The organism is Pedobacter montanisoli (genome assembly GCF_022809115.1).
In the GTDB taxonomy this organism is placed as follows: domain Bacteria; phylum Bacteroidota; class Bacteroidia; order Sphingobacteriales; family Sphingobacteriaceae; genus Pedobacter; species Pedobacter montanisoli.
Window position 1 is genome coordinate 108,524 of the sequence record NZ_JALGBH010000001.1, and the last position, 15,596, is coordinate 124,119.

The 15,596-nt window shown below is 38.1% G+C and carries 14 protein-coding genes; 10 read left to right on the forward strand and 4 right to left on the reverse strand.

Annotated features, from left to right (window positions below; all coding sequences use genetic code 11):
• Positions 1–64: 64 nt before the first annotated feature.
• The 7 genes from MMF97_RS00495 to MMF97_RS00525 are packed head-to-tail and all read left to right on the forward strand — an operon-like array spanning position 65 to position 7,089.
• Positions 65–1,219: a Gfo/Idh/MocA family protein gene (locus tag MMF97_RS00495; RefSeq protein ID WP_243357530.1), complete on the forward strand. Its 1,155-nt coding sequence runs from the start codon at positions 65–67 to the stop codon at positions 1,217–1,219.
• Positions 1,220–1,222: 3 nt separating this feature from the next.
• Complete coding sequence (locus tag MMF97_RS00500) at positions 1,223–2,278, forward strand: sugar phosphate isomerase/epimerase family protein (protein WP_243357531.1); 1,056 nt, start codon at positions 1,223–1,225, stop codon at positions 2,276–2,278.
• Between the two features lie 43 nt (positions 2,279–2,321).
• Positions 2,322–2,705: a c-type cytochrome gene (locus MMF97_RS00505; RefSeq protein WP_243357532.1), complete on the forward strand. Its 384-nt coding sequence runs from the start codon at positions 2,322–2,324 to the stop codon at positions 2,703–2,705.
• A gap of 28 nt (positions 2,706–2,733) precedes the next feature.
• Entirely contained in the window at positions 2,734–4,194 is a 1,461-nt protein-coding gene (locus MMF97_RS00510; RefSeq protein ID WP_243357533.1) for a Gfo/Idh/MocA family protein, read from the forward strand.
• 15 nt (positions 4,195–4,209) lie between these two features.
• Positions 4,210–4,899 (forward strand): 3-keto-disaccharide hydrolase, encoded by a 690-nt coding sequence (locus MMF97_RS00515; RefSeq protein WP_243357534.1) that lies wholly within the window; start codon positions 4,210–4,212, stop codon positions 4,897–4,899.
• A gap of 59 nt (positions 4,900–4,958) precedes the next feature.
• Entirely contained in the window at positions 4,959–6,191 is a 1,233-nt protein-coding gene (locus MMF97_RS00520) for a nucleoside permease (protein ID WP_243357535.1), read from the forward strand.
• A gap of 16 nt (positions 6,192–6,207) precedes the next feature.
• On the forward strand, positions 6,208–7,089 hold the full coding sequence (locus MMF97_RS00525) for a sugar phosphate isomerase/epimerase family protein (protein ID WP_243357536.1): 882 nt from the start codon (positions 6,208–6,210) through the stop codon (positions 7,087–7,089).
• Positions 7,090–7,341: 252 nt separating this feature from the next.
• On the opposite strand, the gene MMF97_RS00530 is transcribed toward MMF97_RS00525, so the two are convergent.
• Together MMF97_RS00530 and MMF97_RS00535 are read right to left on the reverse strand one after the other, a co-directional pair.
• A complete protein-coding gene (locus tag MMF97_RS00530) occupies positions 7,342–8,085 on the reverse strand; it encodes a YdcF family protein (protein WP_243357537.1) in 744 nt (247 codons plus the stop codon).
• A 2-nt stretch (positions 8,086–8,087) separates the two neighbouring features.
• The gene (locus tag MMF97_RS00535) at positions 8,088–10,682 is read right to left on the reverse strand and encodes a lamin tail domain-containing protein (RefSeq protein WP_243357538.1); all 2,595 of its coding nucleotides are present in this window, start codon (positions 10,680–10,682) and stop codon (positions 8,088–8,090) included.
• Positions 10,683–10,735: 53 nt separating this feature from the next.
• Between MMF97_RS00535 and MMF97_RS00540 the strand changes: the two genes are divergently transcribed.
• From MMF97_RS00540 to MMF97_RS00550, 3 genes are all read left to right on the forward strand, one after another.
• Entirely contained in the window at positions 10,736–11,725 is a 990-nt protein-coding gene (locus MMF97_RS00540) for an aspartate-semialdehyde dehydrogenase (protein WP_243357539.1), read from the forward strand.
• A 139-nt stretch (positions 11,726–11,864) separates the two neighbouring features.
• Positions 11,865–13,277 (forward strand): D-alanyl-D-alanine carboxypeptidase/D-alanyl-D-alanine endopeptidase, encoded by a 1,413-nt coding sequence (gene dacB / locus MMF97_RS00545; RefSeq protein ID WP_243357540.1) that lies wholly within the window; start codon positions 11,865–11,867, stop codon positions 13,275–13,277.
• Between the two features lie 9 nt (positions 13,278–13,286).
• Positions 13,287–14,192 carry a TIGR01777 family oxidoreductase gene (locus MMF97_RS00550; protein WP_243357541.1) on the forward strand — a complete coding sequence of 302 codons (906 nt, stop codon included), beginning with the start codon at positions 13,287–13,289 and terminating at the stop codon, positions 14,190–14,192.
• Between the two features lie 67 nt (positions 14,193–14,259).
• Here MMF97_RS00550 and MMF97_RS00555 read toward each other — a convergent pair whose 3' ends face one another.
• The gene (locus MMF97_RS00555; protein WP_243357542.1) at positions 14,260–15,114 is read right to left on the reverse strand and encodes an FKBP-type peptidyl-prolyl cis-trans isomerase; all 855 of its coding nucleotides are present in this window, start codon (positions 15,112–15,114) and stop codon (positions 14,260–14,262) included.
• Positions 15,115–15,588, reverse strand: a complete 474-nt coding sequence (locus tag MMF97_RS00560; RefSeq protein ID WP_243357543.1) for an FKBP-type peptidyl-prolyl cis-trans isomerase — start codon at positions 15,586–15,588, stop codon at positions 15,115–15,117. It lies immediately after the preceding gene.
• Positions 15,589–15,596 lie beyond the last annotated feature (8 nt).

Sequence of the window (15,596 nt, forward strand, 5' to 3'; positions counted from 1 at the left end):
AGCAGAGGGCTTAAAGCGGGTATTATCCGGCTTTAAGCTTTTCGTTTTAGACTTTAAGCTAAATATGAGACAAAAAATAAGAATGGGCATGATTGGTGGTGGCAGAAATGCTTTTATAGGCGCTGTTCACCGCATGGCTGCTAACTTAGATGGATTAATAGAATTATGTTGCGGGGCTTTAAGTTCTAACCCTGAAAACGCAAAAATATCGGGAAGAGCGTTATTTCTTCCCGAAAACAGGATATATGGCAGTTACGAAGAAATGATAGAAAAAGAACGTAACCTGCCTGAACATGAAAGAATGCAGTTTGTGAGTATTGTTACCCCTAACCACAAACACTTTGAACCAGCTATGCTGGCTTTATCAAACGGCTTTCATGTATTGATCGATAAACCCGTTGCCTTCAGCCTTGCAGAAGCAAAAGCTTTACAGCAAAAAGTGAAGGAAACAGGTTTACAGCTCTGCCTTACCCACACTTACTCGGGTTACCCCATGGTAAAACAGGCAAAGCAGATGGTAGCCAATGGCGATTTTGGTAAAATCAGAAAAATCTGCGTATTGTATCCGCAGGGCTGGTTAAGCGAAAGCACAGATGATCACAACAAACAAGCCGCCTGGCGCACCGATCCTTCAAAAAGTGGAATCAGTGGTTGTATGGGCGATATAGGTACGCATGCTGCCCATTTAGCAGAATACATATCTGGCTTAAAAATCACCAAACTCTGTGCAGACCTGAACATTGTAGTTGAAGGAAGAAAGTTAGACGACGACGGTAACATCCTGCTAAAATTTGACAATGGTGCCAACGGCATATTAATGGCTTCGCAAATTGCCGCCGGAGAAGAAAATGCGCTGAAAATTTCGGTGTATGGCGAAAAAGGAAGCTTAGAATGGCATCAGATGGACCCTAACAATTTAATGGTACGTTGGTTAGATCAACCTATGCAAATCTATAGAACAGGAAATGCCTACCTATTGGATATCGCAAAGCAAAACACACGTACACCATCCGGCCATCCCGAAGGCTACCTAGAAGCCTTCGCCAACATTTATAAAAACTTTGCTTTAACCTTAAACGCCTTACAAAACCAAGAAAAGCCTCTGCCTCAACATTTAGATTTTCCAGATATAGAAGATGGCGTAAGAGGAATGGCCTTTATTGAAAATGTGGTTGCTTCAGGCAAATCAGATTTAAAATGGCACAATTTTGAGATATAAGACATGAAAACCATACAAGGACCCGCAGTATTTTTAGCCCAGTTCATTAGCGACGAAGCTCCTTTTAATTCATTAGACTCTATTTGTAAGTGGGCGGCCGATTTAGGTTTTAAAGGTATTCAGATGCCTACTTTAGATCCGCGCTTTATAGATCTGAAACTGGCAGCCGAAAGCAAAACCTATGCTGATGAGTTAACCGGGAAGGTTGCTGCTCACGGATTAAAAATATCCGAGTTATCTACGCATTTACAAGGACAGCTTATTGCTGTACATCCAGCTTACAACGAGCTTTTTGATGCATTTGCTGCACCAGAAGTAAAAAATAATCCTAAAGCACGCACCGAGTGGGCTGTGCAACAACTTAAATATGCAGCTAAAGCTTCTCAAAATTTAGGGTTAAAAGCACATGCTACTTTTAGTGGTTCTTTATTGTGGCAGTTTTTTCATCCTTGGCCGCAGCGCCCTGAAGGTTTGGTTGACGAAGCTTTTACTGAACTGGCCAAACGCTGGCTTCCAGTATTGAACGAGTTTGATGAATGTGGCGTAGATGTATGCTATGAAATCCACCCTGGCGAAGATCTTTTTGATGGCATTACTTATGAAATGTTCTTAGAAAAAGTGAACCAGCACCCTCGTGCCTGCTTGTTATATGATCCCTCTCATTTTGTACTTCAACAGTTAGACTATATTCAATACATCGATTTTTATCATGAACGCATTAAAGCCTTCCACGTTAAAGATGCTGAATTTAATCCAACAGGTAAACAAGGTACGTTTGGGGGCTATCAAAGCTGGCTGAACAGAGCGGGCAGGTACCGCTCACCAGGCGACGGACAGGTAGATTTCAAAACCATTTTCAGCAAACTAACTCAATATGATTTTGAAGGTTGGGCTGTAATGGAATGGGAATGTTGCCTTAAAAATCAGGAAGACGGAGCCAGAGAAGGTGCCGAGTTTATTAAAAAGCATATCATCAATGTAACACATAAAGCATTTGATGATTTTGCTGCAACCAATGCCGACGATAACCTTAACAAAAAAGTATTAGGCTTATTATAAATTAATTTTTTGCTCCTATATTTAACTAACAAAACTAACACACATGAAAAAGAGATTTTTAATAGTAGGAACCGTAGTTTTATTTGCCGTATCCTTTACCAAAGCAGATAGTAAGGCTAAAACTGAACCAGATAGCCCAAACCCGGCTATTAATATTACTCCAGTACAAATGACAGGAGGAGAATTGCTAATTGCAAAAGCAGATTGCATTGGCTGTCACCATAAAACAAATAAACTAATTGGACCTTCTTATACCGATGTGGCAAAAAAATATGCTAACAACGAAAAGAACATCAGTTATCTGGCCGATAAAATCATTAAAGGCGGTTCAGGTGTTTGGGGAAAAATACCGATGACCCCTCACGCAAAAATTACTAATGCAGATGCAAAACTGATGGCAAAATATATTTTGTCATTAAAAAAATAAACATAATCAACCAAAACCTATTTAAAGTATGAGCACAGAAACTGACCAAAAATTGGCTCAAAGCAGAAGAAGTTTTTTGAAAAACAGCGCCATTGCCGGAGCTGCTTTCATGATTGTTCCAAGACACGTTCTGGGAGGTAAAGGCTTTTTAGCACCAAGCGACAGACTTATTGTTGCCGGGATTGGCGTAGGTGGAAAAGGCGACTCTGATCTGCGCATGATCAGTGAAAGCGGAAAAGCCGACATTGCGTATTTATGTGATGTAGATACCCGAAGAGCCGCAAACAGCGTTAAACGTTTCCCTAAAGCCAAGTTCTATAAAGACTGGCGTGAAATGTTCGACAAAGAACATAAAAACTTTGATGCCGTTACAGTTTCAACTCCAGATCATAACCACGCTATACAGGCGCTTGCTGCTATGCAACTCCGTAAACACGTGTACGTGCAAAAACCACTTACACATGATATTTACGAAGCCCGTATTTTAACGGCTGCTGCAAAAAAATACAAGGTAGTAACCCAAATGGGTAATCAAGGTGCTAGTAATGATGGTCCTCGTTTATTGAGAGAATGGTATGATGCTGGCTTAATTGGTGATGTACATACCGTTTACGCATGGACAGACCGCCCAGTTTGGCCACAAGGAATAGCATGGTCTAAAACCAGTGCCGAAGTACCAAAAGAATTAGACTGGGACTTATGGCTGGGTACAGCGCCTTACAAAGATTACGTTGAAAAATTAGTACCTTTTAACTGGAGAGGCTGGTGGGATTATGGTACTGGAGCCTTGGGCGATATGGGCTGCCATTTGTTAGAAACACCTTTTAGTGTGCTTAACCTTAAATATGCTACAGAAGTTGAAGCCAGTGTGGGTTCAGTATATGTAGATGAATTTAAACGCGGTTATTTCCCTGAAAGCTGCCCGCCATCAAGCCATGTTACCTTAAAATTCCCTAAAACAGATAAAACAGCCGGAGATGTGACCGTACACTGGATGGACGGCGGAATACAACCTACACGTCCTGAAGAATTAGGTGCTGACGAAATGTTTGGAGATGGTGGTAATGGCACCTTATTTATCGGTACAAAAGGAAAAATGATGAGCAACACTTACGGTGACAAAGCCCGTTTGTTGCCTTTATCGAGAAACGAAAACCTGAATGTTCCGCAAAAATTTGCCCGTGTACCTAATCAGGCTTCAGGCCATTATGGACAATGGGTTGAAGGATGTATTGCCGGTTATGGTAAAAAAGAACTGAGCTCACCATTTGAAATTGCCGGTCCATTAACAGAATGTTTACTGATGGCCAATTTAGCTATTCGTGCTGCCGATATACAAAACCTTGATGCAAAAGGTAAAGTGAGTTATCCTGGTCGTTATAAAAAATTATTATGGGATAACAACCAAATGAAGGTAACCAACTTTGACGATGTAAACCAGTTTGTAAAAAGACAATACAGAAACGGCTGGTCTTTAGGAGAAAAATAATATCAAATTAAACAGATGAAAAAATATATCACAACTTTTATACTTTTTACAGCCTTAGGCTCAGCAACATTTGCACAAAAAGCTGAAAAAGGATTTAAAGCCATTTTTGATGGCAAAACCACAAAAGGCTGGCATACTTACGGAAAAGATTTTGCAGGCAAAGGCTGGACCGTAGAAGACGGTGCCATTCACTTTGATCCTAAAGCCAAAAATAACGATGGCGGCGACCTGGTTACAGACAATGAATACAGCAATTTCCATTTAAAATTAGAATGGAAAGTAGCTCCTAAATCAAACAGCGGTATCATTTTTTATGTACATGAAGACCCTGCAAAATACAAGCAAACTTATCTTACAGGGCCTGAAATGCAGGTTTTGGACAATGAAGGCCATCCTGATGGTAAAATAACCAAACACCGTGCAGGCGATTTGTATGACATGGTAAAAAGCAGTAGCGAGCCCGTAAAACCTGTTGGCGAATGGAACGAGGCAGAGATTATTTCAGACAAAGGAAACCTTACTTTGATCCTAAATGGCGTTGCCGTAGTAAAAACAACTTTATGGGATGATAACTGGAAAAATCTGATCGCTGGCAGCAAATTTGCAAAATGGGAAGGTTTTGGAACCTATAAAACCGGAAAAATCGCTTTACAGGACCACGGCGATGAGGTATGGTACCGCAACATCAGAATTAAAAAACTATAAAAACCTAAAAGTGTATTGCTCAAAAGCCTTACACTTTTTTACTAAAAACCTAAACGAACATGAATACTACTATACGCTTTAAACTGTCATTTATGATGTTCCTCGAATTTTTTATTTGGGGAGGATGGTTTGTAACCCTTGGTACATTTCTGGATAAAAATCTTACGGCTTCAGGGCCTGAGATCGGTGCCGTATTTTCTACCCAGTCATGGGGTGCAATTATTGCTCCGTTCATTATCGGTTTAATAGCCGATAGGTATTTTAATGCCGAAAGAATATTAGGTATTTTACATATCATAGGTGCCATATTAATGTACCAGATGTACAACGCAACCAATATTTCGGTGTTTTACCCTTATGTATTTGGCTATATGGTACTGTATATGCCTACTTTAGCATTGGTAAACTCGGTTTCTTTTAACCAGATGGGCGATCCCGAAAAAGAGTTTTCAAGTATCAGAATTTGGGGAACTCTTGGTTGGATTTTCGCAGGTGTGCTTATCAGCTACTTTTTTCACTGGGACTCACAAGCATCAACTGCAAACGGCGCATTAAAAAACACTTTCTTATTGTCAGCAATAGCTTCACTTGTCTTAGGCTTATTTAGTTTTGTTTTACCAAAAACGCCACCTAAAAACCAATCTACAGAAAAAGTAAAGGTGTCTGAAATTTTAGGTTTAGATGCATTAAAACTACTCAAAGACAAGAACTTTTTGATCTTCTTTATCTCATCAGTATTAATCTGTATTCCTTTAGCTTTTTATTACCAAAATGCCAATTTATTTCTTTCTAAGATAGGTGTAGATAATCCAACAGGAAAAATGACCATCGGTCAAGCTTCAGAAGTGTTATTCTTATTGGCAATTCCGGTGTTCTTTAAAAAATTTGGTTTCAAAAAAACAATCTTAGTAGGTATGCTGGCATGGACAGTAAGATACCTGTTATTTGCTTTTGGTAATGCCGGAGAGCTGAGCTTTATGCTTATTTTGGGTATTGCTCTTCATGGCATATGCTATGATTTCTTCTTTGTATCAGGACAAATTTATACCAACTCTAAAGCAGGCGAGAAATTTAAAAGTTCAGCTCAGGGACTTATTACCCTGGCAACTTATGGCGTAGGTATGCTAATTGGCTTTATTGTTGCTGGACAAATAACCGAAACTTATAAGACCAATGGTCTTGAAGACTGGAAAATGATATGGACAATTCCGGCTGTTATTGCTGCATTTGTAGCCTTGTTATTTATCCTCTTATTTAAAGATAAAAACAGCACTTCATCTCAGCAAAGCTGATTTATATTGTAGAAGTATGACAAATTCTCGCAGAGACTTTTTAAAAAACGCCATATTTGCTGCTGCAGGCATGGCTGTATTACCACAATGGCTAAACGCTACCGAAAAAAAAGGCAAAGCTGTGGGTATCCAATTATATACCTTAAAAGATGTAATCAACAATAACGTTAAAGAAGTTATTGAAAATGTAGCAAAAGCCGGTTATGGTGAGGTAGAATCTTATGGTTATGTACCTAAAGGTAAATTCTGGGGGCTTACACCTGTAGAGTTTAAAGCTTTACTGGATCAACATGGATTAAAAGCTCCAAGTGGGCACTATGATTTTGAAAACTACATTGAAACAGGGAATCTCGATTCAATTAAGGCTTACATTGACGTAGCCAAAACTTTAGATAGTAAATACATTACAGCGCCTTGGCTGGCAACCAAATTGCGCAAAAATGCAGATGATTATAAAGCGATTGCAGAAAAATTAAACACTGCAGGCGAGCTGGCCAAAAAATCGGGATTGGCCATTGCTTACCATAACCACGATTTTGAATTTAAAACCTTTGATGGTAAAACAGGACTGGAGCTTTTACTGAACCAGACCGACCCTAAACTGGTGAGTTTTGAACTGGATTTGTACTGGGCAGAACATGCACAAAACCATCCTTTAGATTTGTTTGTAAAATACCCGGGCAGGTTTAAAATGTGGCATGTAAAAGACATGAACAAATTAAACCGCAACGATAATACCGAAGTGGGTAATGGTACCATAGACTTTAAACCGATCTTTAAAAAGGCTGCTGCTTCTGGCATGGAGCACTTCTTTGTAGAGCAGGAAAATAACTATGCGCCTACCATTTACGATTCGATTAAAACAAGTTGCACTTATATTAAAAGCAAGCTGATTTAATGTTAGTTCAGTTTAAGCAATCCATTTTTACTGAGGCGATAGCCGTAAATCCCTTCCGTTAAACTTAAAAACCGACCTTGGCTGGTGCGGTTTGCAATAATTAGCCAAAGCAGATATTTTTTAGCAGCAGGCGCAGTCGGTGGTTTTTGGTCCTTTTTTCATAAAAAGGACTAGGCCCCGCCGGCCAATGAGGCGATAATTTAAGAAACCTAATTTAGGTTTAAATACAATATAGCCTATCCCCAATTCACATTAATTTACCCCTATTTTTATAGCTATACAACCAACCCATTCTTTGATCAGCAAGGTCCATTTATCTAAAGCCTGAACATCAGGAATTAAATAATCGTTCCATTGGTAATCTGAGTTAGAAAGGAAATTTGTAGGGTAAAAATCAACATTACTGTAACCCATTTCTTTTAATAAAAGCTTTGTACGTGGAATATGCCAGGCGCTTGTGATAATGAGTATCCTGGCATCTTTATTATTGATCAGCTTAAAGCTATACAACAAATTCTCTCTCGTATTCCGGCTATTGCTTTCTACTAGAACAGCACTGTCAGGCACACCTGTTTTTCGTAAATAAGTAGCAACATCATCGGCCTCTTTTGGTCCTTTCACAAACAAGTTTGCGCTGCCGCTACTGATCAATATTTTAGCAATCGCACCCTCTTTATACAACCTGTAGGTTTGCAGGAAACGATCGGCAGAATCATGAAATTCAATTTCGTTATTTCTAAGATTTTTGCCAGAAAAACCGCCCAACAAAATACCATAGTCGTAGGTCTTTAAAGCAGGATATTCAGCTTCATAAAGCTTAGCTACGCTTGAGGCAATAAATTGGTTCGTAAAGAAAAGTAGAGTGCATATTGTTGCAATCAAATAATATTTTCTGCACTGCATCCGCTTAGAGAAAAGTGCCATCAGCAACAATACGATAATCCAAGTAAGAGGTCTAATGGCTACTACCAATAATTTAGAAAAGATAAACGACATGATCAGTTCAGTTTAGCGGCCAGTACACAGGTTTTGGTAAAACGTTCAACCTCACCTTCCGCAGTAAAAGTTTCAAATTTAATAACATAAACGCCTACTTTACATAGTTTCCCGTTATTATCCAATCCATCCCACTCCAAACTTCCCTGTGTGGGCATAGAATTGTTCCTGATCAGATTTCTTACAAGCAAGCCTTTATCTGTATAAATATTGATTGTTGCCAGATTTCCGTTTTGCTTAAAACGATAATTAATTTGTAAAGTATCTTCAAAACCATCCTGATCTGGTGAGAAAGTTTTACTTACCAAAACTACCTCATTCTTTAGGATTCCATTTTCCTGTTGTGAATTTTCTGAAGTAGGTGTAGCATAACCCGCTATGACTGCTGCTGATTGCCAATTTGTACTTTCATTTGTATGCCTGTTAAAAGATACCCTTTCAAGAGATACGCCTTTATAATTTTTCAGCAATGCATGATGCATTTTTTCATGATAAGAAAAACTGTCTATGATTTTATCATCAACATATAACGCCACCATTCCTTTATCATTATTGTAAGCCGGCATATTAGGCATCTTTACCATTTGATCAGGATATTTAACGGAGTAGGTTTCTTTTAAATGTTCAATGTTGGCGCTCAATACCCAATAGGTTTTAGGCTGAATAAACAACGAAACGTTGCTGATAATCTTATCATTTTTCCTATCGGCATTGCCTATTTTCAAATCTTTCAGATCTAGAATATGCTCTGTATTGTTATAAATTTCTACAAATTCCGCCCCTCTTACTTTAGGGTTAAACAATACCTCACTAATGAGAATGCTGTTGGGCAATATATCTTTAGCATAAAAAAACTTCGATGCATTTCTTCCCTGCTGCATTTCTGCTCCTGAGCAATTGGTCAAATTACTACAGGTTAAAGTATATTCAATTCCTTTGGTTAAATCCTTCTCAAAGGTCAGCATAACGGTTTTGTAAAGGGGTTCAACCAATTCTATAGAAACTGGTGTACCCACACCATTATTCATCACATAATTAGAAATATTTATCGCAGTATGAGCTGCTAGCTTTTTATCAAAATCTATCTGGATAACACGAGGATTTATAATCGTTGTTAAAATAATCTGAGGTCCTTGCGTATCTTTCTCATCATTATAAACTGAATTTTTACTTCCCGGCGTACCGCCGTATTCGGCAATTGAGGCTATCCAGTTTGCGCCGCCTGTACAATTGCCGTAAGGATTAATCAGTTCAAGTGAAAATCCACCCGATTTTTTCTTCGCATCCTGATACCATGTATCAGTATAACTTACCTCATCTATCAGGTTATCATGCATATCATATATTTTGAGGTTTGCCTTGGTATTGGTTAAAGCTGGCCATGAGGCCAAACCCATTGCTTTGCCAAAGGGTTTTAACAACGGTGCATTAGCATTGGCACATAAAATAAGGTATTGTTTGGGTGCAAGTGTATCGGCAGTAAGTACAACTGGTTTTGTTGCTGCATCTTTACTGTATTTCCAGCCGCTTACAATAATGTATTCATCTGATTTATTCCAAAGCTCTATATACTCTGTTTCAGGCAAACCTTTTACCCCTTTAGGATTAGCCATAATTTCATTGATGATTACATCGCCCTTCTTCGCTATATATTTTTTGATATGTAAAAAGCTTTTAACCTGTGGAACAGGCATAACATTGTTCCTTAAATCGGCTATATGGCTAACCGTCAAAGTATAATTTCCTGAAGGAACCGCATCTGCATAACTCAGTTTAATCTTAGCAGGATTGATACCTGCTTCTGCCTTTTGAGGAGAGCCCAAACCTGAAAGCCCATAATTCGAGCTTTGTAAAGCTGAAGCGTTTACAGCTTTATCAAAAGTAACTTCAAAAGTTTGGTCATCAAGCGATTTCACTTCCAGCAACTGTGGAGGGGCGGCTACATAACTTTCAATTTTAAAATCCGTAAAATAGAACTGATTAAACCTGTTCCCTGTTGAATACCTGCAATACACCCCAAAATATGAGGTAGAAATAAAAGTATTATCTATTACCGAACCATCAAAAGTAAAGTTTCTGCCACCTGTAAAATCAGTATAGATATCCCAGTGTCCATTAAGATCTCTTTCTACTCTAACCCTTACTGTTACGGCATTGGCATTTGATCTGGGTTTATCGGGTAAGTTAAGTAATGTTGTTGATGTGGTTCCATTCTGTTTAACCAGAAAGAAATTCTCCGCATTAGATGGAGAACCCAATTGCAAGTAATAGGCCTGCATGTCCGAAGTTGAACTCAGGTCTTCTTTATTGGAAACCAAGTAAATACGTGGATAGTTTGTGGTACTGGGGTCAAAGCTCAATTTTAAATAAAACTCCCACACCGCAGCAGCCGCCAAAGTATTAGATGTGCTTAAGTAAAGCGTTGAAGAAGCTTGTGGCCCATTAGATTGAAGATAGCCATTGCTAACCCTAAAATAGTTTACAGTTCCAGACCATTTAGGGCTGGAAGTAAAATCTCCGTCAGAAAAATCATCAATTAGCTGAGCAGAAACTAGTTTAGAGCATATTATTAGAAATAAAAGTAAAGTTTTTCTCATATTTGAGAATTCAACATCCTTAATATTAAATATAGTAAATAAATCAAGAAAAAATGAAAGTTGCAGTAGTAGGTGCCACTGGCTTAGTGGGTACCGTTATGTTAAAAGTATTGGAAGAGAGAAATTTCCCGATGACAGAATTAATTCCCGTAGCCTCAGAAAAGAGCGTTGGTAAGAAGATTATGTATAAGGGTAAGGAATTTCCAATTGTTAGCATGGAAACTGCCATACAATTACGTCCTGATATTGCTTTATTTTCTGCAGGTGGAAGTACTTCTTTAGAGAGCGCACCTAAATTTGCCGCAGTAGGCACAACGGTTATTGATAATTCATCGGCATGGAGAATGGATGAAACCAAAAAATTAGTGGTTCCTGAAGTTAATGCCAAAGTTTTAACCAAAGAAGATAAGATCATTGCCAACCCTAACTGTTCAACCATACAAATGGTAGTAGCTTTACAACCTTTGCATGAGAAATATAAAATTAAACGTGTTGTGGTTTCTACTTATCAGTCTGTTACCGGAACCGGGGTTAAAGCTGTTGACCAGTTAATGAACGAACGTAAGGGAATTGAGGGGCCAAAAGCTTATCCTTATGAAATAGATTTAAATGTACTTCCTCACATTGATGTTTTTCAGGATAACGGATACACCAAAGAGGAAATGAAAATGATCAAAGAAACCAACAAGATTATGGGCGATGACCATATCAAAGTAACCGCTACTACAGTACGTATTCCGGTAATGGGTGGTCACTCAGAGTCTGTAAATGTGGAGTTTGAAAATGATTTTGACTTAAGCGAATTACGCAGCATTCTAGAAAATGCTCCCGGTATTATTGTAGTTGATGATGTGGCCAATCTCAAATACCCAATGCCAAAAGATGCACATCAAAGAGATGAGGTTTTTGTAGGTCGTTTACGCAGAGACGAATCGCAGCCTAATACTTTAAATATGTGGATCGTGGCCGATAACCTGCGTAAAGGTGCTGCCACAAATGCTGTACAAATTGCCGAGTATTTAGTAGAAAAGGCCTTAGTATAAAATTGATAGAGGTTGTTTAAGATAAAGTTCGCCGTCATCCTGAACTCGTTTCAGGATCTATACCATAAAGATTTCTTTACCAAGTACAGAATGACGCAAGCTCCTTAGACAACCTCTTTATTTGCCAAACCCAAACCATATGAAATCCCTGAAACTATTTTTTCTTTTCATTGCCATTTGCCAAATCAGTTTTGCGCAATCTGTTGCTCAAAAACTTGAAGCAGCATTTAAAAACTTTGAGAATGATGAGCAGAACAAATATGCCACGTCTTCGTTATGTGTATTAGATGCCAATACCGGAAAAATAATCTATGCAAAGAATGAAAATACCGGACTGGCTACTGCTTCTACGTTAAAAACCATTACTTCTGCAACGGCCTTTTATCTTTTAGGAAAAGATTTCAAATACGAAACCACGTTAAGCTATACAGGTGTTATTGATCATAACGGTACTTTAAAAGGAAATATCATTATCAAAGGTTCAGGAGATCCTACTTTGGGTTCATGGCGTTACGAACAAACAAAAGAAAATAATATACTTAACCAATGGGTTAGCGCAATCAGAAATGCAGGTATTAAAAAAATTGATGGCTCGGTAATCGCTGATGATTCTGCCTTTGGCACTCAGACCATGCCTGAAGGATGGACCTGGCAAGATATGGGTAATTATTATGGTGCAGGTGGGGGTTCTATCTGCTGGCGCGAAAACCAATTCGATGTAAACCTTAATCCGGGAAAAAATGTTGGAGAAGATGTGGGTATTAACTCTGTCTCTCCTGTTATGCCTTATCTAACTCTTGTTAATGAATTGAAAACCGGTAACAGAGGGTCTGGAGATAATGCTTATGGCTTTTTACCCCCTTACACCAATGTTGCCTATATGCGCGGTACATGGGGCCTTGATATCAGCAAAAAAGGAATTTCATTAGCTCTGCCCGATGGTGCTTTTGATGCGGCCTACAGGCTACAGGATACCTTAAGTCGTTTAGGTATCAACGTAGTTGAACAAGCTGCTACTTCACGCTTATTATCACTAGCGAAGAAAACATTAGATACAACGAATAAACATCAATTGCATTCTTATCTTTCGCCTAGTTTGAGCGAGATTGTTTACTGGTTTAACAAAAAAAGCATTAATCTATACGGCGAGCAACTTTTAAAAACCATTGCTTACCAACAGAACAAACCCGGCACCACAAGAAGCGGAGCCAATACTTTAATTAATTTTTGGGGCTCAAAAGGAATAGATAAGAAAGCACTTAATATTATTGATGGTAGTGGCCTTTCTCCTGGCGACAGGGTAACAACTTTTGCCATGGCTTCGATATTATTTCAGGTTCAGAAAGAAAACTGGTTTGGCGATTATTATAACTCATTACCCGAATACAACGGCATGAAAATTAAAAGTGGGAACATAAGTGATGTTACAGCCTATGCAGGTTACCATACTGATAAAAAAGGAAATAAGTACATTGTTGTGATCAACGTTAACAATTATTACGGATCAGGTATCAGTCGTAAACTTTTCAATGTACTGGATGTTTTAAAATAAGCATTCGACATGGGTAAACGCGTTTTAATTACAGGTGCAAGCGGGCTGATCGGCAAAGAATTAGTTCAACTTCTTTTACAACAGGGATATAAAGTTTCTATTCTTAGCAGACATGCTACCGCTATTTCAGGAGTTGATGTTTATCTGTGGGATATTGCTAACAACCAGATCGATGTTAAAGTTTTTGAAAACATAGATGTTCTTGTGCACTTGGCAGGAGAAAGCATTGCAGCCAAAAGATGGACAAAAAAACAAAAGAAAGAAATTATTAACAGTCGCGTAAACTCTGCCGACTTGCTTTTTGAAACTGTTAAAAAACACCGGATACCTCTACAAAAATTCATATCGGCATCGGCAGTGGGCATTTATGGCGATAGAGGAGCAGAAATTTTGACCGAAAATAGCAGGTTAGGCAAAGGTTTCTTACCTCTTTGCTGTAAACTATGGGAAAATGCTGCTGACCAATTCAGCACTCTGGGCATAGATGTAGTGAAAATAAGAACAGGTTTTGTTTTATCTGATCAGGGCGGAGCTTTAAGTCCTATAACCAAAATGATCAGATGGTATTTAGGAGCTCCTCTGGGTTCGGGTAAACAGATCATTCCATGGATACATTTAAATGATTTAACCGCGATTTATTTAAAAGCCATTAGCGATCATCATGTAACGGGTGTTTATAATGCCTGTGCTTCAAACCCTGTTACCAATAAAATCCTTACCATTGAAGTTGCCCAAATTTTAAAGAAGCCTGTTCTGCCACTTCATGTACCTAGCTTTATACTTCGTTTATTAATGGGTAAGATGAGTATTTTACCTTTAATGAGCACCCATACAAGCAATCAGAAGCTCGAACAAGCAGGTTTTAAGTTTAAGTTTGATAAGCTTCAAGCTGCACTAACAGATATATTGCTTTAATTAGGCACAAAAAAAGCGTTACAAGGATTTCTGTAACGCTTCATATTATTTTTGATGAATAAACTTCTTATTCGTTAGTTACTTTCGTAATATCTATAGTAAAATCCAATACCGAATTAGGTGTTATGGCTCCTGTTGATGCACTTCCATATCCATATTTTGAAGGTAGGAAGATACGTACCTTTGCTCCTGATGTAAATAAAGGTAAAATGGTTCTCCAGCCCGAAATCACTCCATTTAATGTAGTACTAAAAGAATCACTTGAATCGAAAGTTGTTCCATTTAACAATTTGCCTATATATTTAACTTCAAGCGTAGAATAATCATCTATAACATCTGTTCCTGTACCCGGCGTAATCACCTGATAATAAATACCTGATGAATGTCTAACTGCATTCGTAATATTGTTAGCTGTTAAAAACGCTTTAATCCTGTTTTCATCTAATTCAATCTGAGAAGCTTCTTTAAAGATTTTCAGATCAGTTACAATTACCTCGTTAGATGGAATGTTTCCATTACCATTCTTACCAAAAGCTAAATAAGATGGAATAATAATTTTAGCGTGTCCACCACGTTTTAATTTATACATTACGGTTCTGAAAGCCCCTGGCGAAGTAACATAACCTACATAGGTACCATTATTTGAGTAAACATCATTACTCTGATATACCTGTCCATCTAAAGATTTAATATCAAAATCATACAATACGGAATCAGTATTCTTAAGAAAATTACCTGTACCTTCATCAATAATCTGATAATAAAACCCCAACGTATCTTTCATTAAGAGGTTATTTTTCTTGATATAAGCTTCGATCTTGGCTTTATCAACGCTTTCTATGCTTTCGTACTCTTTTGTACACGAGTTAAACACTACAAAAGAAACCAGCAATATGGCTGTATATAAAAATATTTTACGCATTTATTTTACGCTTATTAAATCTACTGTAAAATCTAAAACTGAATTTTTGGGTATCCCCGGACCCGGCGATTCGTTTCCATAAGCTAAAGTTGATGGGATCAACAGTCTTATTCTCCCCCCTGGTTGTATCAAAGGAATTCCGATAGTCCAACCTTTAATTACCTGTGATAATGAAAAAGTAATTGCCTGTTTTGATTTATCAAACACACTTCCATCTAACAGTTTACCTTCATAATTTACTGTTACTGTAGAAGACGCATTAATGTTATAATCTCCCGTACCTGGTGTAATGATCTGATAATATAATCCAGAACTATGCTTTGTGGCGCTGAGATTATTCTTCTTTATAAAATCAACAATCAGACCATCATCAATACCGGCCTGCTTCTCGGCATCATATTTATCTTTACTGCATCCTGTAATTAATCCGGCAACTACAAAAAACACCAATAATAGTTTGGCTTGAAACTTCATGCAGCAAA

Excerpts from the sequence above, each read along its gene's own strand:
- MMF97_RS00560 (WP_243357543.1), bottom strand. The coding sequence starts at position 15,588 with ATGAAGTTTCAAGCCAAACTATTATTGGTGTTTTTTGTAGTTGCCGGA.
- MMF97_RS00535 (WP_243357538.1), bottom strand. The coding sequence starts at position 10,682 with ATGAGAAAAACTTTACTTTTATTTCTAATAATATGCTCTAAACTAGTT.
- MMF97_RS00520 (WP_243357535.1), top strand. The coding sequence starts at position 4,959 with ATGAATACTACTATACGCTTTAAACTGTCATTTATGATGTTCCTCGAA.
- dacB (WP_243357540.1), top strand. The coding sequence starts at position 11,865 with ATGAAATCCCTGAAACTATTTTTTCTTTTCATTGCCATTTGCCAAATC.
- MMF97_RS00505 (WP_243357532.1), top strand. The coding sequence starts at position 2,322 with ATGAAAAAGAGATTTTTAATAGTAGGAACCGTAGTTTTATTTGCCGTA.
- MMF97_RS00530 (WP_243357537.1), bottom strand. The coding sequence starts at position 8,085 with ATGTCGTTTATCTTTTCTAAATTATTGGTAGTAGCCATTAGACCTCTT.
- MMF97_RS00510 (WP_243357533.1), top strand. The coding sequence starts at position 2,734 with ATGAGCACAGAAACTGACCAAAAATTGGCTCAAAGCAGAAGAAGTTTT.
- MMF97_RS00495 (WP_243357530.1), top strand. The coding sequence starts at position 65 with ATGAGACAAAAAATAAGAATGGGCATGATTGGTGGTGGCAGAAATGCT.
- MMF97_RS00550 (WP_243357541.1), top strand. The coding sequence starts at position 13,287 with ATGGGTAAACGCGTTTTAATTACAGGTGCAAGCGGGCTGATCGGCAAA.
- MMF97_RS00515 (WP_243357534.1), top strand. The coding sequence starts at position 4,210 with ATGAAAAAATATATCACAACTTTTATACTTTTTACAGCCTTAGGCTCA.
- MMF97_RS00500 (WP_243357531.1), top strand. The coding sequence starts at position 1,223 with ATGAAAACCATACAAGGACCCGCAGTATTTTTAGCCCAGTTCATTAGC.
- MMF97_RS00540 (WP_243357539.1), top strand. The coding sequence starts at position 10,736 with ATGAAAGTTGCAGTAGTAGGTGCCACTGGCTTAGTGGGTACCGTTATG.
- MMF97_RS00525 (WP_243357536.1), top strand. The coding sequence starts at position 6,208 with ATGACAAATTCTCGCAGAGACTTTTTAAAAAACGCCATATTTGCTGCT.
- MMF97_RS00555 (WP_243357542.1), bottom strand. The coding sequence starts at position 15,114 with ATGCGTAAAATATTTTTATATACAGCCATATTGCTGGTTTCTTTTGTA.